The organism is Vogesella amnigena (genome assembly GCF_042648905.1).
GTDB classification, from domain to species: Bacteria; Pseudomonadota; Gammaproteobacteria; order Burkholderiales; family Chromobacteriaceae; genus Vogesella; species Vogesella amnigena.
Window position 1 is genome coordinate 100,534 of record NZ_JBHRYH010000045.1, and the last position, 19,394, is coordinate 119,927.

A 19,394-nucleotide genomic window follows, 5' to 3' on the forward strand; every position below is an offset into this window, starting at 1 on the left:
TGTCGGCAGCCTTTCTAGAATGGCGTGGTTCTGTCATGGAGCCACGCCATGTCCGCTTTCCGCCTGGTACCAGCCAATGTCGTGCCGCCGGCACAATTGCACACGGCATTCCGTACCGCCTTTGCCGATTACCTGATCGGCCCGTTCACCCAAGCATTGTCGCAATGGCCGGGGTTTCTTGCCCGTCAGGCAGTGTCGCTGTCGCGTAGCCGGGTGGCATTGCTTGGCGATGAAATTCTGGCTTTGGCACTGGTGGCGCCACGCGGCCAACGCTGGCGGCTGGCCACCATGGGCGCGGTGCCGCTGGCGCGTGGCAGCGGGGCGGCACCGGCGCTGCTGGACGAGCTGATCGCCCGCGCCACCGCGCATGGGCTGGACGCGCTGGAGCTGGAAGTGTTCGCGCAGAACGAACGTGCCGTTCGCCTGTACCGCAGCCGTGGCTTTGGCGAGCGGATGGCGCTGCATGGTTACGCCCTGGCAGGCGATGTGTCGTTGCCGGCGGCCGCTATCCAGCCGTGCGACGTTGGCCGCGAGGCGGCACTGGGCTGGCTGGATGCTGCCGAGGCCGCTGGTCTGGAGCTGCCGCTGCAGGTCACCGCACCGGTGCTGGCGGCATCGCCACTGGCGTGGCAGGCCTGGCAGTCAGGCAGTGCCCAGCTGGTATTCGTGGTGCAGGACGATGGCGTGCAGATCCTGAGCCTGGTGGACAGGCAGCCGGCGCAACAGGCGGCGCGGGCGCTGTTGCTGGCGCTGCGCGCGGCACACCCGGGGCTGCCATGGGACGTACCGCAACTGCAGGCGGCGCATGTCGGCGGCGATGCCTTGCTGGCATTGGGCGCCAGCCGTGAGCCGCTGTACCAGTACCTGATGCGCTTGCCCTTGCCGGTTGGCTGATCTGGCAGGCGTGCCTGGCCGGCGGCTCGCGGGGTGGATTACAGCCCCAGGGCGGATAATCCCGGGTGCTCGTCCGGGCGGCGGCCCTGCGGCCAGTGGAACAGCCGTTCCTCCTCCCGTATCGGCAGGTCATTGATGCTGGCATGGCGCACCGCCATCAGGCCATTGGCGTCGAATTCCCAGTTCTCGTTGCCGTAGGAGCGGTACCACTGCCCCTGCTCGTCGTGCCATTCATAGGCAAAGCGCACCGCAATGCGGTTCTCGCTGTATGCCCAGATTTCCTTGATCAGCCGATATTCCTGTTCCCGCTGCCATTTGCGGGTCAGGAAGGCTTCGATTTCCGCCCGTCCGTTCAGAAATTCACTGCGATTACGCCATCGGCTGTCGGGGGTATACGCCAGTGCCACTTTCTGCGGGTTGCGGTTGTTCCAGCCATCTTCGGCGGCGCGCACTTTCTGGATGGCGGTATCCAGTGTGAACGGTGGCAACGGCGGGCGGCTTGCTTCAGGTGTCGGGGTCATGGCTGTTCCTGGCAAAGGGAGGCGCTGCAGCTAAGTGCGTGAATCGGCAGCCTTCCAGGTTAAAAAACAAGGCCCGGGTACCAGCGCTTGCGCCAGCACCCGGGGCACACAGCTTACGCTGCGTGGTGTTGGCCGGCAGTCACCACCGGGAAGTCGATGCTGGTGCGGACCACATTGTTGACATAGTTGGTCAGCACGTTCAGCGCCACCAGCAGCACCAGCTCGATGGTTTCTGCTTCGTCGAAACCGGCGGCACGCAATGCGGCCAGCTCGGCATCGCTGATCTGGCCGCGCTTGCTGGCTACCAGGAAAGCGAACTGCAGTGCGGCGGCGCTACGCGCATCGGCACTGTGGTGGTCGCGGGCGGCGCTGATTTCGGCGGCGGAGAGTTTGGCGACATGCTGGCCAAGGTAGCTGTGTGCCGACAGGCAGTAATCGCAGCCATTGTATTCCGCCACCGCCAGCGCGATGCGTTCGCGCAGGGCTGCCGGCAGCTTGCCCTTGTTCAGCGCGCCATTCAGCGACAGGTAGCCTTCCAGTGCGGCCGGGCTGTGGCCGATGACTTTCATCAGGTTGGGCACCACGCCCAGTTGCTGCTGCACTGCGGCCAACAGCGGCTGGCTGGCGGCGTGGGATTGTTCTACGGTCGGGATGCTGATGCGGTTCATGGCGCGGTCCTTGTCTGGTGAGGGATGTTGCTGCGCATCGCCTTGTGCGGTGCCAGTGATTGCACTGTGACAGACCTCACCAGCCAGAAGAATAGCCATACAATGCAATTGATTATTCCACTTTGGGGAATGAAGCATGGACAGACTGCACCTGATGACGGTGTTTGTGGCGGTGGGGGACGAAGGCAGCTTTGCCGGCGCCGCCCGCCGGCTGGGCATGTCGCCGCCAGCGGTGACGCGTGCCATTGCCAGCCTGGAAGCCCGGTTGGGGGTCAAGCTGCTGCAGCGCACTACCCGCCATGTGCGGGTAACGGATGCCGGCCAGCGTTACCTGGATGATGCGCGGCGCATTGTGGCGGAGGTAGACGAGGCCGACGAAGCGGTAGCCGGCATCAATGCCGCGCCGCGCGGCCAGCTCACCGTTACCGCGCCGGTACTGTTCGGCAAGCTGTTCGTGATGCCGGGCATCGTGGCCTATCTGCAGCGTTATCCGCAGGTGACGGTGTCGGCGCTGTTTCTCGACCGGGTGGTGAACATGCTGGAGGAAGGCGTGGATGTGGCGGTGCGCATCGGCCCGCTGCCGGATTCCAGCATGCGGGCGATCAAGGTGGGGGAAGTGCGGCGGGTGCTGTGTGCGTCACCGGGCTATCTGGCCGCGCATGGCATACCGGCCCAGCCTGCTGATCTGCAGGCGCATACCATCATTGCCGCTACCAACGTGTCGCCGAGCGTGGAGTGGAAGTTCGAGGCGGCGGATGGCGCCGAGGCAGTCAGGTTACAGCCGCGATTGCTGGTCACCAGCAACGACAGCGCCATCGAGGCGGCCAGGGGCGGGCTGGGCATTACCCGGCTGCTGTCCTACCAGGTAGCCGGGCTGGTGCAGTCCGGCGAGCTGCAGCTGGTGCTGCCGGCGTACGAGAGCGCCCCGTTGCCGATTCACATCGTGCATCGGGAAAGCAAGTACGGCGCCGCCAGGGTGCGCAGCTTCATCGACCTGCTGGTGGAGCGCTTGCGCGCGGACATGCACCTCGCCTGATGCGCTCTGCCCGCTAAGCCGGCCAGTCGCCGGTTTGCAGCAGGAAGGGCGACAGTTGCGCCGCCTCCCCGCGCAGGGCCAGCGCGCCACGCCGCCGCCACATCTGTTCGACCGTGAAATGCCAGGCGCGCTCGCAGCCCGCGAATGCGGCCAGCGTGTCGTCCTGCCAGACGATCTCCGTGCGCCCGGTCAGCTGCAGCACATCGCCGCTGGCAAAGTCGATGAACAGCAGCCCGGCCCTGGGGTTGAGCAGCAGGTTGCCGAGCGTGTTGAAAAAGCGGTTGCCGGAAAAATCCGGAATCGTCAGCCGGTTGCCTTCGACCCTGACAAAGCCCGGCTTGCCGCCGCGATGCGAGACATCCACCGATGCCGCCGGCTGGCTGGCATCGCCGGGAAAGCAGCTGGCGACAAACAGCGTATCGGCAGCGCGTATCAGTTGCCGGGCGGCGGCATCCAGTTGCGGTTGCCGTTCCGCCGGCATGGCCTGGCTGGCGGCCGCGGGCGCAATGCGGATATCGCGCTGCTGGATGTACTTGGGGCAATTGCCGAATGATTGCGTTACCGCCACTCTCAGACCGGCATCTGACATGGTTTGCAGTTCGCCATTCACGCGGTTGCGGCGGCGGGTTGGCAGCTCGATGCCCAGCAAGCCGAGCGGGGCGCCCGGATGCAGGCAGGCGTGCAAGGGGTCGTCCTGCCCCGGCTGGGCGGCAATCGTCAGTAGCCGGGCATCGGGAGACTGCACGAAGCCGGGGCTGCCTTCCAGCACGCCGGCCCACGGCCAACCTGCCGCATCCACGCCTCCCACCAGCAGGAAGGGGAGCTGGGCGTAAAACTGCCGGTGCTGCTCCGGCATGTAGTCGCGAATCACGCGCTGGCCGACGGCCAGCATCTGTTCCGCGACGCCAAGGCGTTCCTGCAGCAGTTGTTCGCCACGGTGCCAGGGAGAGGAGCTGGACATGATGTTTCCTCGTTATCAGGCATCGACCGCCGGGGCTACGGCGGTGTGCTGCATGCCGACAAAACCGGGCAGGGCCTCGATGCGCGCCAGCCAGGCACGCACATGTGGATAGTCAGCCAGCGAGACATGGCCTTCCGGTGCATGCGCGGTATAGGTGTAGTTGGCGATGTCGGCAATGCTGGGTTTGTCGCCGGTGAGAAAGGGCTGCTTCGCCAGCTCGCCATCCATTACCGCGAACAGCTTGTGGGCACGCGGGATGACTTCCTCGGCACGAAAGCAGGCGCCAAATACCGTGATCAGCCGCGCGGCGGCTGGGCCGAATGCCAGCAGGCCGGCGGCAACCGACAGCCAGCGTTGCACGGCGGCCTCGCCCACGGCATCGCCTGGCAACCAGTCGCCGTTGCCATAGCGCCGCGCCAGGTACACCAGGATGGCGTTCGAGTCGGCAATGATGGTGCCGTTGTCGTCGATTACCGGCACCTGGCCAAACGCATTCAGCGCAATGAAGTCGGCCTGCTTGTGCGCCCCGGCGCGCAGGTCAACCTCGATCAGCTCGGTTGGTACCTGCAGCAGGGACAGCGCCAGCCGCACGCGATGCGCGTGGCCGGACAGCGGGAAGGTATACAGTTTGACGGGCAGGCGGGTCATGATGGTCTCCGGGCAAGTGGTGCATCTGTGCAGATGCGGATGCCGCCACTGTGCCCTGGCAGGCTGGAGAAATGAACGCCTGTTTCCGGCAATTGATTATTGCCGCCAGCGGAATGGTGCGGCCGCCTGCCGGCGGCTCAGACATGCGGAAACTGCGGGTTCCACGCCACTTCCCACAGGAAACCGTCCGGGTCGCGGAAGTAGCCGCTGCGCCCACCCCAGAACGCGTCTTCCGCCGCTTTGACGATCTCGCCGCCACGGCTGGACACCTCGGCCAGCAACGCATCCACTTGTAGCCGTTCGCGCACATTGTGCGCCAGCGAAAAGCCGGGAAACGCTGCCGGCGGGCTGTCCGGCACGCCTGCATCCTTGGCCAGCTCGCTGCGCGGGAACAGCGACAGCCAGGTCTTGCCCAGTTCGAAAAACGCCACGCCGGCACCTTCCGGCATGGCGATCTGCGGCAGTGCCAGTACGTCGCGGTAGAAGGCGGTGGCGCGCGCCAGGTCGGCCACGCCCAGGGTGATGAAACTCAGTCGTGCTTCCATCTTGCTGCTCCTCGTGTATAAGGTGGCACGTCAACGCTTGTGCCACGGCTGGCTGGTCTGTTGCTGCAGGCGCTGGCGGCTGGCCGTGCCGGCGCCGGCCTGCTGCAGGAAGGCATCCAGCGAGATGCCGTCCGGCCAGGCAAGGTTGGCCGCATGCAGTGCCTGGATGCGGTCGCTGCGGAAGTGGCGGTAGTCGCCGCGTAGCAGGCACCACGCTGCCAGCGTCCAGTGTTCGCCCCAGAAGAATAGCCCCAGTGGCGCCACTTCCCGCGCACTTTGCCGGCCGGCTTCGTCCTGGTACTGCAGCCGCAGGCATTGCTGTTGCTCACAGGCGCGGCGCAGCTCGGCCAGCACCGTCGGCGCCGGGCTGCGCAGTGGCGGCACGAACAGCGGGGATGGTGTCAGCCCGCTGCTGCCCAGCACGGCGTGGATCTTGTGCAGCGCGCTGCTGGCGGCCGCGGCGGTATCGCTGTCGGCACAGCCGGCCAGCATGCGCGCGCCGGCTTCCAGCGCCGCCAGCTCCTCGCTGGCAAAGCTGATCGGCGGCGGGGTGAAGCCCGCCTCCAGCCAGTAGCCCTCGCCGGCCTCGCCATTGAGCGGTGCGCCGCTGGTCAGCAAATCAGCCATGTCGCGGTACACGGTGCGTGGCGACACCTCCAGCCATGCGGCCAACTGGGCGGCCGTGGTACGGCGCCGCCCGCGCAGCAGCAGCAGGATTTGTAGCAGCCGGTCAGCTCGGCGCATGGTGCTCACTCCATTGACATGTCCGGCGGCAGTGTCGCGCCCATGGCGCTGGCGATCAAGGCAAAATCACCGCCGCTGATCTGCAGCACGCCAAAGCGGAAGGCCTGGCCCCAGTGTTGCGGGTCGGGGATGCAGGCCAGCTGTGTCAGCAGCGGCCGGACTGGCGCCGGGTTGGCGGCGACAAAGGCGATATCGCGCCGCCAGGGGGTGAAATCCGGCGCCATCGATACCTGATACGGCGGGCGCGGCAGCACGATGCCGATGGCGGTAAAGCACTGGCACGGGGTGTTGCCGTCGAACTGCTCGCGCGGCGAGTAGTACACCAGGCCATCGCCCGGCTGCATGCGCGCCAGCGCCCCGGCCTTGCCGTGGCATAGCTGGGCGAAGCCGCCTGCCAGGCCGCGGCCAACGTGGTCGCGGCTGGCTACGCCTATCCAGTAGCGGCTCATGACTCGGTGTGGATGCCGATGATGTTGCCATCCGGGTCGGCAAACTGGCCGATGTGGCCCATGCCGTCCGGCAGCGCCATCTTCTCCAGTACCACTTCGCCGCCGGCTGCGCGCACCCGTTGCAGCAGGGTGGCGACATCCGGGCTGCCATCCAGGTACAGCCGGCAGCCCTGTGCCGCCGGTTGCAGCCGCGGGCTGTGCAGCAGGCTGCCGTGGCTGCTGCCGTCCGGCAGGGTAAACACGGCGTTGCGTTCGCCCATCATGTCTTCCTGCCGCAAGGTCATGGCGAACACCTGCTGGTAGAAGGCAACGGCGCGATCAAAGTCGCTAACGGGGATTTCGAACCAGTGAACAAATGCGGACATGCTTGGCTCCTTGTGATGCGTGTCGGGAGCCGCCAGTATCTTCCCACCCTACTGACAGCCTGCAGTCAGCAGGGGCGGATGGCGCATTGGCAACGTGGCAAGACAGCAACATGGCCCGGTCCGGTTTATCAAGCCATATCGTCATAAAATCTCACCATTACCAGTGGTCCTGTTTAAGTGGCGCCACGCTAGTGGGTGGAGTTGCAGCAAAAACGAAAAAAGCCGGCTATCACTTCTACAACTACTGTTGTGGCCGAGAAAAACTATATATAAAAGATGGAAACGAAAGCCGTGTCATTTTTATGTTTATTGCTTTTAACTGCAGCGTTTCAGCCACTAAGACATGCCTTCCCGCGTGAGCACCGACTCCAACCCCTCCCCTGTTACCCCTGCAGCCAGCCCGGCATCGGGTCGCATGCTGGCCAGGTATCTGCGTGATGCGCGGCAGGCGCGGCAGAGCGGCCAGCATCATCTAGGCCGTCAGGCTGCGGCCAATGCGCTGGCGCTGTGCAGCCAGCCGCAGCAACAGCGGCAGCGCAATGAGGCGCTGGTGCTGCTGGCGCTGCATCTGTTGCGGCTGGGGCAGCTGACCGAGGCGGTGCAGTACGGGCTGGAGGCGGCGGCTGGGCTGGATTTCGTGGCCCAGGCCGGTGCGCGCGCCGATGTATTGTGCACGGTGGCCATGGCCTGCAATGAAATGGGCCTGGGGCAGGATGCGCTGAAATATGCGCTGGAAGCACTCAGTTCCGCCCGTATCGATGGCGACCCCCTGCTGTTGTCGTGGGCGCTGAACCGGGCCGGGCTGGCAACTTTTTCCGCGCTGGGCGACCTGGAACAAAGTGTCAGCCTGCTGCAGCAGGCGCAGCTGCAAGCCAGCCAGGTGGGAGATACCATCGCCAGTTTCAGCGCCTTGACCAATCTGGGGGTCAATTACCGCGCGGCCGGCATGCAGCAGGAAGTGCTGGGCAATCCAGAGGAGGCGCAGCGGCTGTTCCTGCTGGCGCGGCAGCAGTTCGAACAGGCCGAGGCATTGGCCAGGCAGGGGGACAACCTGCATTCACTGGCGACCAGTCAGATCAATCTGGCCGAGATTCATACCAATCTGGGTGACCTGGCGGCGGCAACCACGGCGCTGCAACGCTCCCGCGAGTTGTCGGTGCAGGGGCATTTCACCCATATCCTGCGCAATACCGAGCTGGCCGAGGCGGCGCTGCTGCATCACTCCGGGCAGCACGAGGCGGCGGCGCAGGCGCTACGCAGCCTGCTGGCACAGGGCGAGCTGCTGGAGTTCGACATGGTGGTGCTGGCGCATGAGGGCCTGTACCGCTTGTACAAGGATGCCGGCCAGTTTCAGCTGGCGCTGGCCGAGCTGGAGCAACTGCGGCGCATCGAGAAAGAGCTGGCCAACCAGCGCAGCAGTACCCAGGGCTGGGCGATACGCAAGGAGCTGGAGATCACCAGCGCCCAGCTTACCGCCGAGCGCGAGCGCTTGCAGGCCGAGCGCGAGCGGCTGCGCGCCGCGCGGCTGGAGGCGGAAAAGGCGCTGGCCGATGCCCGCATGAACGAGCTGGAGCAGGCGGCGCTGTATGACCCGTTGACCGGGGTGGCCAATCGCCGCTCGCTGGATCTGGAAGGCCCTGCCCGCTTGGCGCGGCTGGGTACCGAAACCGGTGGTCTGGCGGTGGTGGTAGTGGACCTGGATCACTTCAAGAGCATCAACGACCGCTTTGGCCATGCCGTGGGTGACGAGGCGCTGAAAAAAGTGGCGCAGCTGATTACCCTGCGCACCCGCAGCAGCGACCTGGTGGCGCGCTTTGGCGGCGAGGAGTTCGTGCTGCTGCTGCAGGAGGATGTGGTGGAAAGCACGCTGGCCTGTTGCGAGCGGCTGCGGCTGGCGATCATGGATTACAGCTGGCAGGACGTGCACCCGCTGCTGCATGTTACCGCCAGCTTTGGCGTGCACTGGTGCGAGGTGCCGCAGACCTGGGAGCAGGCACTGCGCGCCGCCGACCTGGCGCTGTATACCGCCAAGCGCAACGGCCGCAACCGCTTGCAGCTGTCCGGCAGCAGCTAGCACAGGGATTTACAGCGGCTTCTCCATCATCAGGTAGCGGGTGCCGCCCAGCCCGGAATTGGCAAAGCCTTCGCTCTGGTACAGCCCGAGTCCGACATGGTTGTCCTCGCGGACTTCCAGCGTCACCTTGGCGCAGCCGCGTTCGCGCGCGGCGGCCTCCACGGCCTGCATCAGCAGCCGGCCCAGCCCCTTGCCACGGCCAGCGGCCAGTACCGACAGGTCGTGCAGATTGCACACCGGCGCCGCGTAGAAGCTGGAAAAGCCCAGCACGCACAGCGCATGGCCTACCGGCTCGCCATCCAGCTCGGCAATGACCGCGAACAGGCCGGGGTGCCGGCCCAGCGCATCGGCCAGCTGCTGGCGGGCATGGCTGGATAGTCCGTCGCCGCCGCCCATCGGGTCACGGGCGTAGCCATCGGTCAGCCGTACCAGCAGTTCGCGCTCGGCAGGGTCGGCCAGCCTGGCCGCACGAACCCGCAGCGCACTCATTTTGCAGCACTCGCATCCAGCTGCCCGGCAGGCGGCGCAGGCAGGTATAGCGGGCCTTTGTAGCCGCAGGCGGCAACGGTGAGTGACAGCAGGGCAACTACCAGGACGGTACGCATAAGGATTCCAGTGGTCAGCTATGGCAAAATGGCAGTCTAACAGGCCGCGGTAGCCACTCCCAAGCACCGCGGCCGCCCTTTTGGACAGGACAAGCAATGAGCGAAACCGAATTCCTGAGCATCAGTGACGACATCTTCCGCCGCATCGAAAACGCGCTGGACGACGCCGGGCTGGATGTGGACTGCGTCATCAGCGGCAATGTGCTGGAGATCGAGTTCGACGATGGCGCCAAGGTAGTGGTGAACCGCCATGTGCCCAACCAGGAGCTGTGGATTGCCGCCAAAAGTGGCGGCTTCCATTTTGCCCGCCGTGACGGCCAGTGGATTGCCGCCCGCGACGGCGCCGAGTTCGGCGCCACGTTGTCGCAGGTGGTGAGCGCTGCCGCCGGCGAAACCTTCCAGTTCAGCGTATAAGCGGTGGACAGCACGCTGCTGCTGGCAGGCCTGGCCGGTTCCGCCTTCCTGTCCGCCACCGTGCTGCCCGGCAGCTCGGAGCTGGCGCTGGGCGGCGTGCTGCTGGCGGCGCCACAGCTGTGGTTGCCGGCCTTGCTGATTGCCACCGTGGCCAATAGTGCCGGCAGTCTCACCAGCTTCTGGCTTGGCAGACGCGTGCCGCCACGGCCGTTGCCGCCGCGTGCGGCCAACTGGTTTGCCCGCTTCGGGCCGGCGGCCTTGCTGCTCAGCTGGGTGCCGCTGCTGGGCGATGCGCTGCCGCTGGCCGCTGGCTGGCTGCGCCTGCCGTGGCTGGCCTGTGCCGCCTGGATCGCGGTGGGTAAATTTGCCCGTTACGCGGTACTGGTGGCCGGCATGCTGTGGCTGGGCGGTGCCCGCTAGTGCTTGTGGCATTCGGCGGAGCGAATGCCGACTGAACAGTTGTTCGGTTTTCCGTGCGCGTTGCCACTAAGGCGCGCCCTTGTTGTTTATTTGATGGCAGCAGCGTTGCCGGCGACAGCCGCAGTGCAACGGTGCCCCGTTTTTTCCGACCGCAGCCGGCGTTAAGTGGTGCCGGCTGTACGCGTTATCAGCTACCCGGACATTTCATGAGCAAACACATTCCGCGCAAGCGATTCGGCCAGAACTTTCTGCAGGACCAGAAAGTGATCGAGGACATTGTCAACGCCGTGGGCGCGCAGCGCAGCGACGTGGTGGTGGAGATCGGCCCGGGCCTGGGGGCGCTGACCAAGCCGCTGCTGCAGCGTTTAGACCATTTGCATGTGGCGGAGATAGACCGCGACATCATTGCCCGGCTGAAGAAGGAATACCCGCCAGAACGGCTTACCATTCACGAAGGCGATGCGCTGGCGTTCGATTTCGGTACCGTTACCGACGGTAAATTCAAGCTGGTGGGCAACCTGCCGTACAACATTTCCACCCCGCTGCTGTTCCACCTGGCCAGCTACGGCGAGCGGGTGATCGACATGCATTTCATGCTGCAAAAAGAGGTGGTGGACCGCATGGTGGCGGTGCCAGGCACCCCCGATTACGGTCGGTTGACGGTGATGTTGCAGTACCGTTACGACATGGAACAGATCTTGCTGGTACCGCCCGGTTCGTTCTACCCGCCGCCGAAGGTGGACTCGGCGGTGGTGCGGATGATTCCCGTGCCCGGGCGTTGTGGCATAGCCCGTGACGAGGCGCTGTTGGAAGAGTTGGTAACCAAGGCCTTTGCCCAGCGCCGCAAGACGCTGCGCAACAACCTGAAAGGTGTCATCAGCGATGAAGCGTTGGCCGCATTGGGTATCGATGCCGGCCTGCGTGCGGAAAACCTGAGCGTGGAGCAGTACGTGGCAATTGCCAACGCCCTGGCTGGCTGAGGCGTTTGTTGCACTGCGGCTTGTTAGCAAGCCTGTCGCCGCGCACAATCGGCGCTTTGCATGTTCCGTCATAAAAGATCGCGGCAGCGACGACGGGAATCTTCTACATACGGTGGGAAAAGGGAAGTCATGATCCGATTCAACAATGTGCACAAGTGGTTCAAGGATCTGCATGTGCTCAAGGGCGTCAGCCTGGAGGTGAAGCAGGGCGAGGTGGTGGTGGTATGCGGCCCGTCCGGTTCGGGCAAGTCCACGCTGATCCGCACCGTCAATCAGCTGGAGTCCATCAACGAGGGCGAGATCTGGGTGGACGGCATCAATGTCACCGACCCGAAGACCAATCTCAACGCCCTGCGTGCCGAAGTGGGCTTCGTATTCCAGCACTTCAACCTGTACCCGCATCTTTCGGTACTGGAAAACATCACGCTATCGCCTATCAAGGTAAAAGGCATGGACAAGGCGGCGGCGGAAAAGCTGGCAGTCAGCCTGCTGGAAAAGGTCGGGCTGTCGCACAAGAAGGATGCCTTCCCGTCGCAGCTGTCCGGCGGCCAGCAGCAGCGCGTGGCCATTGCCCGTGGCCTGGCCATGGAGCCGCGCGTAATGCTGTTCGATGAACCGACCTCGGCGCTGGACCCGGAAATGATCGGCGAAGTGCTGAAAGTGATGAAAGACCTGGCCGAATCCGGCATGACCATGATGGTGGTGACCCACGAAATGGGCTTTGCCCGTGAAGTGGCCGACCGCGTGGTGTTTGTCGACCACGGCGAGATCATCGAGCAGGCACATCCGGAAGACTTCTTTACCAACCCGCAGCACGACCGCGCCAAGCAGTTCCTGCGCCAGTTGCTGACCCCGATGAACTGATAATAATTTCATGGCCGCGCAGTGACCGGGCGCGGTCAGGACAAGCAGCAAAAACCCGAGAAAAAATGGAGAAACTCATGCGTTTTACTACCCGACTGCTGACTACTGCTGTCATCGCTTCTGCTGTTGCCGCACCGGCCATGGCCGAAGGCACTCTGGACAAGATCAAGCAATCCGGCGTGATTGTGCTGGGCCACCGCGATGCTTCGATCCCGTTCTCTTACCTGGCTGATGGCCAGAGCCCGGTGGGCTATTCGCATGACCTGCAGCTGAAAGTGGTGGAGGCTGTGAAAAAGCAGCTGAAGCTGCCGAACCTGCAAACCCGTTACACCCTGGTAACCTCGCAGACCCGTATCCCGCTGGTACAGAACGGTACCGTGGACCTGGAATGTGGCTCCACCACCAACAACCTGGAGCGCCAGAAACAGGTGGCGTTCTCGGTGGGCATCTTTGAAATCGGTACCCGCCTGCTGACCGCCAAGACTTCCGGCGTGAAGGACTTCCCGGATCTGAAGGGCAAGAACGTGGTGACCACCGCCGGTACCACTTCCGAGCGCCTGATCAAGGCAATGAACGCCGAGAAGCAGATGGGCATGAACATCATCTCCGCCAAGGATCACGGCGAATCGTTCCTGATGCTGGAATCGGGCCGTGCCGTAGCCTTCATGATGGACGACGCCCTGCTGTACGGCGAACTGGCCAAGGCCAAGAACCCGGCCAACTGGGTAGTGACCGGCAAGCCGCAGTCGTTCGAAATCTATGGCTGCATGGTGCGCAAGGATGATCCGGCCTTCAAGAAAGTGGTGGACGATGCGATCAAGGCCACGTTCAAGTCCGGCGAAATCAACAAGATCTACAGCAAGTGGTTCATGAACCCGGTACCGCCGAAGGGCCTGAACCTGAACTTCCCGATGTCCGACGAGCTGAAGGACCTGATCGCCAAACCGACTGACAAGTCTGCGGAGCAGATGTAAGGCGACATGCTCATACAAGCGGGTGAGTTCGGCTTGCGGCCAACGTGACCGGGCTGGGGGAGTTCCCCCACCCGCTTGCGAAGGGGCGCGGCTTGCGCCCCTTTTTCTTTGGAGACATCAATGAATTACAACTGGGACTGGAATGTATTCTTCAAGTCCACCGGTATCGGCAGCGAGATCTACCTTGACTGGTTCATCTCCGGCCTGGGCTGGACCATTGCCGTGGCGCTGGTGGCCTGGACGGTGGCGCTGCTCATCGGTTCCATTCTGGGGGTGATGCGCACGCTGCCGAACAAGGCTGCAGCCGGCATTGCCACCGCCTATGTCGAGCTGTTCCGTAACGTGCCGCTGCTGGTGCAGTTGTTCGTATGGTACTTCCTGGTGCCGGACCTGCTGCCGGAAAGCACCCAGATCTGGTTCAAGCAGGAGCTGGCGCCCACCACTTCGGCTTATATCTCGGTAGTGGTATGCCTGGCACTGTTTACTGCCGCCCGTGTCTGCGAGCAGGTACGTACCGGCATCCAGGCATTGCCCAAGGGGCAGAGTGCCGCCGCCATGGCAGTGGGCTTCAACCAGGCGCAGATGTACCGCCACGTACTGCTGCCGCAGGCGTTCCGCATCATCATCCCGCCGCTTACCAGCGAGTTTCTCAACATCTTCAAGAACTCGTCGGTAGCCTCGCTGATCGGCTTGATGGAACTGCTGGCACAGACCAAGCAGACCGCGGAATTCACCGCCAACATGTTTGAAGCCTTTACCCTGGCCACGGTGATCTACTTCGTGCTGAACATGAGCCTGATGGGCCTGATGGGCTGGGTGGAGCGCAAGGTGCGCGTGCCGGGCATGATGGGAGGTGCCAAATAATGGATTTCAGCCAGATTGTTCCATCGTTGCCAGCGCTGCTGGATGGCATGCTGCTGACCCTCAAGCTGCTGCTGCTGGCCGTGGTCGGCGGGGTGGCTCTGGGTACCGTGCTGGCGCTGATGCGCCTGTCCAGTAGCCCGCTGCTGTCCGGTGCGGCCAAGGCCTATGTCAATTACTTCCGTTCCATTCCGCTGCTGCTGGTGATCACCTGGTTCTACCTGGCGGTGCCGATGCTGCTGAACTGGATTACCGGCGAGTTTGTCGCCGTCGGCGCCTTCACCTCCTGCCTGGTGGCCTTCATGATGTTCGAGGCCGCCTACTACTGCGAGATCGTGCGTGCCGGTATCCAGTCCATTTCCAGTGGCCAGCTGAACGCTGCCTACGCGCTGGGCATGACCTACGGCCAGGCCATGCGGCTGATCATCCTGCCGCAGGCGTTCCGCAAGATGATGCCGCTGCTGCTGCAGCAGTCCATCATCCTGTTCCAGGACACCTCGCTGGTGTATGCCGTGGGCCTGATGGACTTCCTCAACATGGCTCGCTCGAAGGGCGATATCGTCGGTCTGCCGCATGAGTTCCTGATTTTTGCCGGTGCGGTGTACTTTGTGATCAGTTTCGGCGCCTCCACCCTGGTGAAGCGCCTGCAAAAGAGGTTGGCAGTATGAGCATGATTTCCATCAAGAACGTCAGCAAATGGTATGGCGAGTTCCAGGTGCTTACCGACTGCACGACCGACGTGAACAAAGGTGAAGTGGTGGTGGTGTGCGGCCCGTCCGGCTCCGGTAAATCCACGCTGATCAAGACGGTCAACGCGCTGGAGCCGTTCCAGAAAGGCGAGATCATTGTCGATGGCATCTCGGTGGGCGATCCGAAGACCGATCTGCCCAAGCTGCGCGCCCGCATCGGCATGGTGTTCCAGAACTTCGAACTGTTCCCGCACCTGTCGATTACCGAGAACCTCACCATCGCACAACAGCGTGTGCTGGGGCGCAGCCAGGAAGAGGCAATGCAGAAAGGCATGCACTACCTGGACCGCGTGGGCCTGAAGGCGCATGCGCACAAGTTTCCGGGGCAGCTGTCCGGTGGCCAGCAGCAGCGCGTGGCGATTGCCCGTGCGCTGGCCATGGACCCGATCGCCATGCTGTTCGACGAGCCGACCTCGGCGCTGGACCCGGAAATGGTGAACGAAGTGCTGGATGTGATGGTGGAGCTGGCGCACGAAGGCATGACCATGATGTGCGTGACCCACGAAATGGGCTTCGCGCGCAAGGTGGCGAACCGTGTGATCTTCATGGATCGCGGCCATATCGTGGAAGACTGCGCCAAGGAGGAGTTCTTCGGTAATCCGGACGCCCGTTCCGAGCGTGCCAAGCAGTTCCTGTCCAAGATCCTGCAGCATTAAGCCAGCAGTTGGCTGCAAGGCCAGCTGCAAGTGCACTGACAAAGGCCTTTCGCCATGCGAAAGGCCTTTGTTTTGTACTCCCGGCCGCTGCTGGCGCTGGTTTCACATGAAACAGCGGCATGCTAGTTGCAATTTTGTTGCAAGCCGCCTGCGGCAGCGCTCGGCCGCGGTAATGGCTGCTGCCCACGGTAGCGCTTTCGGCTACTATCGAACTGTCTCAGCCTGGCCCCGTGAACATGCACTCCACCATCTATCTTGGCCGGCAGCCGATTGTCGACCTGCAGCAGCAGCGCGTGGCGTATGAGCTGCTGTTTCGTTCCAGCCCGGAAAATCGTGCCCTGTTCCAGGACGACATCAATGCCACTGCGGCGGTGATCCGTCACACCTTCATCGACCTGGGGCTGTCGCGGGTGCTGGAAGGCTGCCCAGGCTTCATCAATGTCAACGAGACACTGCTCAAGAGCCCGCTGATCGAGCTGATGCCGCCGGAAAACATCATTCTGGAAATCCTGGAAAACGTGCCACTGGACGACTCGGTGCGTGCGCGTTGCAGCGAGCTCAGGGCGATGGGCTACCACTTTGCGCTGGACGATGTGGTGGCCATCACGCCGGATGTGCTGGGCATGCTGCCGCTGGTGGATTACATCAAGTTCGATCTGCGCGAGATTCCGCTGGCCACCCTGCCGGAGGTGGTGGCGCGCTTGCAGGGCTTCCAGGGGCGGTTACTGGCGGAGAAGGTGGATTCCATCGAGGAGTTCGAAGCCTGCAAGGCACTGGGCATCTCGTTGTTCCAGGGCTATTTCTTTGCGCGGCCAACGGTGCTGAGCCACAACCGCGCCCACCCCAACCGCGCGCTGACCCTGCGCCTGCTGGGCCTGGTGCTGCAGGAAGCGGATATCGGCAAGCTGGAAGAGGTATTCAAGGCGGCGCCCGACCTGGTACTGGGCCTGCTGCGGCTGGTGAACGCCGCCGAAAACTACCGGCGGCCGGTGTCGTCCATCCGCGAGGCGCTGATGTTGCTGGGCAGCGCCCGGCTGAAGCGCTGGGCGCTGATCCTGCTGTTTGCCGCCGATTGCAGCCCGACGCTGGGGCCCAATCCGCTGCTGGAAATGGCGGCGGTGCGCGGCCGCATGATGGAGCTGCTGGCGAACGAGCTGGGCCACGACAGCGACGATGCCTTCATGGCCGGCATCCTGTCGCTGGCCGACAGCCTGCTGGCCACGCCGATGAGCGACCTGGTGGGCAGCCTGGCGCTGCACCCGCCGGTGGAGGATGCCTTGCTGCATCGCCGTGGCGTGCTGGGCGAGTTGTTGCAGCAGGTGGAGCTGGTGGAATGTCGCCAGAGCGAGAACCCGCTGCCCAGCGTGGATGCCGAGCGTTTCAACCGCCTGCAGCTGGGGGCGCTGGAATGGGTGAAGCAACTGTGGCAGGACAACCTGCCACACTGATGCCAGCGCTGGCAGATAAGCAAAGGCCGGTCACGCGACCGGCCTGGTGCATTGCGGCCAACCCTGGGCTGGAGCCGGCTAGATGATATCCAGGTGGTCGATGCCGCCCTGCTCCAGCCCCATGTGCTTGGCGGTTTCGCTGTGCAGCTTGATCTGCAGTCGCAGGTCGTTCACCGAGTCGGCATTGCGCAGCGCATCCTCGTAACTGATCTTGCCGGCTTCGAACAGGTCGAACAGCGCCTGGTCGAAAGTCTGCATGCCGGATTCGCGCGAGCGCCCCATCACTTCCTTGATGCTGGACACCTCGCCCTTGAAGATCAGGTCGGCGATCAGCGGGCTGTTGATCAGGATCTCGATGGCGGCAGTACGGCCCTTGCCGGTCTTCAGCGGCACCAGCCGCTGCGAGATGATGGCCTTCATATTCAGCGACATGTCCATCAGCACCTGCTGGTGACGCTCCTCCGGGAAGAAGTTCAGGATGCGGTCCAGCGCCTGGTTGGCGTTGTTGGCGTGCAGCGTGGCCAGGCACAGGTGGCCGGTTTCGGCGAACTGCAGGCCGTACATCATGGTTTCGCGGTCGCGGATCTCACCCATCAGAATCACGTCCGGCGCCTGGCGCAGCGTGTTCTTCAGCGCGATCTCCCAGCTGTCGGTATCCACGCCGATCTCGCGCTGGGTAACGATGCTCTTCTTGTGCGGGTGCACGTACTCCACCGGGTCTTCGATGGTGATGATGTGATCGGCACTGTTGCTGTTGCGGAAATCTACCAGCGCCGCCAGTGAGGTGGACTTACCCGAGCCGGTGCCGCCGACGAAGATCACCAGCCCGCGCTTGATCATGGCGATATCCTTCAGCACCTCCGGCAGCTGCAGCTGCTCGAAGGTGGGAATCTCGGTGTTGATCTTGCGCAGCACCATGCCGGCCTTGCCCTGCTGGATGTAGGCGCTGACGCGGAAGCGGCCGATGCCCGGCGGGCTGATTGCGAAGTTGGCCTCCTTGTTGGCCTCGAACTCCTCGGTCTGGCGGTCGTTCATCACCGCGCGCACCAGCTCCTTGGTGTGCTGGCCAGACAGTGGCTGCGGCGATACCGGGGTGATCTTGCCGTCGATCTTCATCGCCGGCGGAAACTCGGCGGCAATGAAGATATCGGAGGCGTTCTTGCTGATGGCGTGGCGCAAGAGATCGTGAATGAATTTTGATGCCTGTTCCTTTTCCATCACTGGCTCCGCTTATTGGAAGTTGTCCTTGTTGGTGGCCTTGGCGCGGGCTTCCTCGTCGGACACGATATTGCGCCGCACCAGGTCGGTCAGGCACTGGTCCAGGGTCTGCATGCCGTACTGCTGGCCGGTCTGGATCATGGAGTTGATCTGCGCCAGCTTGTTCTCGCGGATCAGGTTGCGCACCGCCGGGGTGCCGATCATGATCTCGTGCGCCGCTACCCGGCCGCCGCCATCCTTGGTTTTCAGCAGCGCCTGCGAAATCACCGCGCGCAGGCTTTCCGACAGCATGGCGCGCACCATGTCCTTTTCCGCCGCCGGGAACACGTCCACGATACGGTCGATGGTCTTGGCGGCACTGCTGGTGTGCAGGGTGCCGAACACCAGGTGGCCGGTTTCCGCCGCGGTCAGTGCCAGGCGGATGGTTTCCAGGTCGCGCATTTCACCCACCAGGATCACGTCCGGGTCCTCGCGCAGCGCGCTTTTCAGCGCATTGGCAAAGCTGCGGGTCTGGGTGCCCAGTTCGCGCTGGTTGATCAGCGCCTTCTTGCTCTCGTGCACGAATTCGATCGGATCTTCGGCGGTGAGGATGTGCGAGTAGAAGTTGCTGTTGATGTAGTCGATCATCGCCGCCAGCGTGGTGGACTTGCCGGAGCCGGTCGGCCCGGTGACCAGCACGATGCCGCGCGGGTATTCGGAAATGTCGCGGAAGATTTTCGGGGCGTTGAGGTCTTCCAGCGACAGCACCTTGGAAGGAATCACGCGGAACACTGCGCCCATGCCGCGGTTCTGCATGAAGGTGTTCACCCGGAAACGCGCCAGGTTGGGCACTTCGAACGAGAAGTCACACTCCAGCGTGTCTTCGAAGATCTTGCGCTGGAAGTCGTTCATGATGTCGTACACCATGTCGTGCACGTCACGGTGCTCCATGGCCGGCAGGTTGATGCGGCGAATGTCGCCGTGCACCCGGATCAGCGGCGGCAGCCCGGCGGACAGGTGCAGGTCGGAAGCCTTGTTCTTGACCGTGAAGGCCAGCAGGTCTGAAATTTCCATATAATTCTCCAGGGTGCCGGTGGCACCGTTTTTCATGTCCGGCAGGCCGGGAAACATCGCCCCTTTCCGGTTCGCCGGCAGACAATGTCATGCCGATGACGCAGCCAGTCGGTCTACATGGCATTCTAGGCAGCCAGCTGCTGCTTTGCCTGTGGCGCGCCGCGCTTGCGGGTGCTGGGCAGACGCTACCATGCCGCCGCCACGGCAGCATGACAATGTAACGCAGTTACCTGTTACCAGAATCTAA

At 63.5% G+C, this 19,394-nt stretch carries 24 protein-coding genes; 12 read left to right on the top strand and 12 right to left on the bottom strand.

Annotated features, from left to right (window positions below; translation table 11 throughout):
• The first annotated feature begins 48 nt into the window (after positions 1-48).
• Positions 49-894 carry a GNAT family N-acetyltransferase gene (locus ACFOKJ_RS14845; RefSeq protein ID WP_390280994.1) on the top strand — a complete coding sequence of 282 codons (846 nt, stop codon included), beginning with the start codon at positions 49-51 and terminating at the stop codon, positions 892-894.
• 38 nt (positions 895-932) lie between these two features.
• Here the strand turns inward: ACFOKJ_RS14845 and ACFOKJ_RS14850 are convergent, their stop codons facing one another.
• Positions 933-1,415, bottom strand: a complete 483-nt coding sequence (locus ACFOKJ_RS14850) for a nuclear transport factor 2 family protein (protein WP_390280996.1) — start codon at positions 1,413-1,415, stop codon at positions 933-935.
• A 113-nt stretch (positions 1,416-1,528) separates the two neighbouring features.
• A complete protein-coding gene (locus tag ACFOKJ_RS14855; RefSeq protein WP_390280998.1) occupies positions 1,529-2,083 on the bottom strand; it encodes a carboxymuconolactone decarboxylase family protein in 555 nt (184 codons plus the stop codon).
• Between the two features lie 136 nt (positions 2,084-2,219).
• On the opposite strand from ACFOKJ_RS14855, the gene ACFOKJ_RS14860 reads away from it, so the two are divergent.
• The gene (locus ACFOKJ_RS14860) at positions 2,220-3,119 is read left to right on the top strand and encodes a LysR family transcriptional regulator (RefSeq protein WP_390281000.1); all 900 of its coding nucleotides are present in this window, start codon (positions 2,220-2,222) and stop codon (positions 3,117-3,119) included.
• Positions 3,120-3,132: 13 nt separating this feature from the next.
• On the opposite strand, the gene ACFOKJ_RS14865 is transcribed toward ACFOKJ_RS14860, so the two are convergent.
• The 6 genes from ACFOKJ_RS14865 to ACFOKJ_RS14890 all read right to left on the bottom strand — a co-directional run bounded on the left by ACFOKJ_RS14865 (position 3,133) and on the right by ACFOKJ_RS14890 (position 6,831).
• The gene (locus tag ACFOKJ_RS14865) at positions 3,133-4,080 is read right to left on the bottom strand and encodes a pyridoxamine 5'-phosphate oxidase family protein (protein WP_390281002.1); all 948 of its coding nucleotides are present in this window, start codon (positions 4,078-4,080) and stop codon (positions 3,133-3,135) included.
• Positions 4,081-4,095: 15 nt separating this feature from the next.
• Positions 4,096-4,728 carry a glutathione S-transferase family protein gene (locus tag ACFOKJ_RS14870; RefSeq protein ID WP_390281004.1) on the bottom strand — a complete coding sequence of 211 codons (633 nt, stop codon included), beginning with the start codon at positions 4,726-4,728 and terminating at the stop codon, positions 4,096-4,098.
• A 137-nt stretch (positions 4,729-4,865) separates the two neighbouring features.
• Complete coding sequence (locus tag ACFOKJ_RS14875) at positions 4,866-5,273, bottom strand: VOC family protein (RefSeq protein ID WP_390281006.1); 408 nt, start codon at positions 5,271-5,273, stop codon at positions 4,866-4,868.
• A gap of 30 nt (positions 5,274-5,303) precedes the next feature.
• Entirely contained in the window at positions 5,304-6,017 is a 714-nt protein-coding gene (locus tag ACFOKJ_RS14880; protein ID WP_390281008.1) for a helix-turn-helix transcriptional regulator, read from the bottom strand.
• Positions 6,018-6,022: 5 nt separating this feature from the next.
• On the bottom strand, positions 6,023-6,466 hold the full coding sequence (locus ACFOKJ_RS14885; protein WP_390281010.1) for an EVE domain-containing protein: 444 nt from the start codon (positions 6,464-6,466) through the stop codon (positions 6,023-6,025).
• Complete coding sequence (locus tag ACFOKJ_RS14890) at positions 6,463-6,831, bottom strand: VOC family protein (protein WP_390281012.1); 369 nt, start codon at positions 6,829-6,831, stop codon at positions 6,463-6,465. The genes ACFOKJ_RS14885 and ACFOKJ_RS14890 overlap by 4 nt, the downstream gene beginning before the upstream one ends.
• A 343-nt stretch (positions 6,832-7,174) precedes the next feature.
• Between ACFOKJ_RS14890 and ACFOKJ_RS14895 the strand changes: the two genes are divergently transcribed.
• Positions 7,175-8,905, top strand: a complete 1,731-nt coding sequence (locus ACFOKJ_RS14895) for a GGDEF domain-containing protein (protein ID WP_390281014.1) — start codon at positions 7,175-7,177, stop codon at positions 8,903-8,905.
• 9 nt (positions 8,906-8,914) lie between these two features.
• On the opposite strand, the gene ACFOKJ_RS14900 is transcribed toward ACFOKJ_RS14895, so the two are convergent.
• Both ACFOKJ_RS14900 and lptM read right to left on the bottom strand, forming a co-directional pair.
• Positions 8,915-9,394 carry a GNAT family N-acetyltransferase gene (locus tag ACFOKJ_RS14900; RefSeq protein WP_390281016.1) on the bottom strand — a complete coding sequence of 160 codons (480 nt, stop codon included), beginning with the start codon at positions 9,392-9,394 and terminating at the stop codon, positions 8,915-8,917.
• Positions 9,391-9,510, bottom strand: coding sequence for an LPS translocon maturation chaperone LptM (gene lptM, locus ACFOKJ_RS14905; RefSeq protein WP_390281018.1), 120 nt, complete (start codon positions 9,508-9,510; stop codon positions 9,391-9,393). The genes ACFOKJ_RS14900 and lptM overlap by 4 nt, the downstream gene beginning before the upstream one ends.
• A 96-nt stretch (positions 9,511-9,606) precedes the next feature.
• Between lptM and cyaY the strand changes: the two genes are divergently transcribed.
• The 9 genes from cyaY (at position 9,607) to ACFOKJ_RS14950 (ending at position 16,876) form a co-directional block, all read left to right on the top strand.
• The gene (cyaY, locus tag ACFOKJ_RS14910; RefSeq protein WP_390281020.1) at positions 9,607-9,924 is read left to right on the top strand and encodes an iron donor protein CyaY; all 318 of its coding nucleotides are present in this window, start codon (positions 9,607-9,609) and stop codon (positions 9,922-9,924) included.
• Between the two features lie 3 nt (positions 9,925-9,927).
• Positions 9,928-10,344, top strand: coding sequence for a YqaA family protein (locus ACFOKJ_RS14915; protein ID WP_390281021.1), 417 nt, complete (start codon positions 9,928-9,930; stop codon positions 10,342-10,344).
• Positions 10,345-10,550: 206 nt separating this feature from the next.
• Entirely contained in the window at positions 10,551-11,324 is a 774-nt protein-coding gene (gene rsmA, locus ACFOKJ_RS14920) for a 16S rRNA (adenine(1518)-N(6)/adenine(1519)-N(6))-dimethyltransferase RsmA (RefSeq protein WP_390281022.1), read from the top strand.
• Positions 11,325-11,453: 129 nt separating this feature from the next.
• On the top strand, positions 11,454-12,188 hold the full coding sequence (locus ACFOKJ_RS14925) for an amino acid ABC transporter ATP-binding protein (RefSeq protein WP_390281024.1): 735 nt from the start codon (positions 11,454-11,456) through the stop codon (positions 12,186-12,188).
• A gap of 77 nt (positions 12,189-12,265) precedes the next feature.
• On the top strand, positions 12,266-13,162 hold the full coding sequence (locus ACFOKJ_RS14930) for a glutamate/aspartate ABC transporter substrate-binding protein (RefSeq protein WP_390281026.1): 897 nt from the start codon (positions 12,266-12,268) through the stop codon (positions 13,160-13,162).
• A gap of 120 nt (positions 13,163-13,282) precedes the next feature.
• The gene (locus tag ACFOKJ_RS14935) at positions 13,283-14,026 is read left to right on the top strand and encodes an amino acid ABC transporter permease (RefSeq protein WP_390281028.1); all 744 of its coding nucleotides are present in this window, start codon (positions 13,283-13,285) and stop codon (positions 14,024-14,026) included.
• On the top strand, positions 14,026-14,691 hold the full coding sequence (locus ACFOKJ_RS14940) for an ABC transporter permease subunit (RefSeq protein ID WP_390281030.1): 666 nt from the start codon (positions 14,026-14,028) through the stop codon (positions 14,689-14,691). The genes ACFOKJ_RS14935 and ACFOKJ_RS14940 overlap by 1 nt, the downstream gene beginning before the upstream one ends.
• A 2-nt stretch (positions 14,692-14,693) precedes the next feature.
• Positions 14,694-15,428 (top strand): amino acid ABC transporter ATP-binding protein, encoded by a 735-nt coding sequence (locus tag ACFOKJ_RS14945; RefSeq protein WP_390281314.1) that lies wholly within the window; start codon positions 14,694-14,696, stop codon positions 15,426-15,428.
• A gap of 236 nt (positions 15,429-15,664) precedes the next feature.
• The gene (locus tag ACFOKJ_RS14950; RefSeq protein WP_390281032.1) at positions 15,665-16,876 is read left to right on the top strand and encodes an EAL and HDOD domain-containing protein; all 1,212 of its coding nucleotides are present in this window, start codon (positions 15,665-15,667) and stop codon (positions 16,874-16,876) included.
• Positions 16,877-16,954: 78 nt separating this feature from the next.
• Here ACFOKJ_RS14950 and ACFOKJ_RS14955 read toward each other — a convergent pair whose 3' ends face one another.
• Entirely contained in the window at positions 16,955-18,094 is a 1,140-nt protein-coding gene (locus ACFOKJ_RS14955; protein ID WP_390281034.1) for a PilT/PilU family type 4a pilus ATPase, read from the bottom strand.
• Positions 18,095-18,106: 12 nt separating this feature from the next.
• Positions 18,107-19,147 (bottom strand): type IV pilus twitching motility protein PilT, encoded by a 1,041-nt coding sequence (locus ACFOKJ_RS14960; RefSeq protein ID WP_390281036.1) that lies wholly within the window; start codon positions 19,145-19,147, stop codon positions 18,107-18,109.
• Positions 19,148-19,394: the final 247 nt, after the last annotated feature.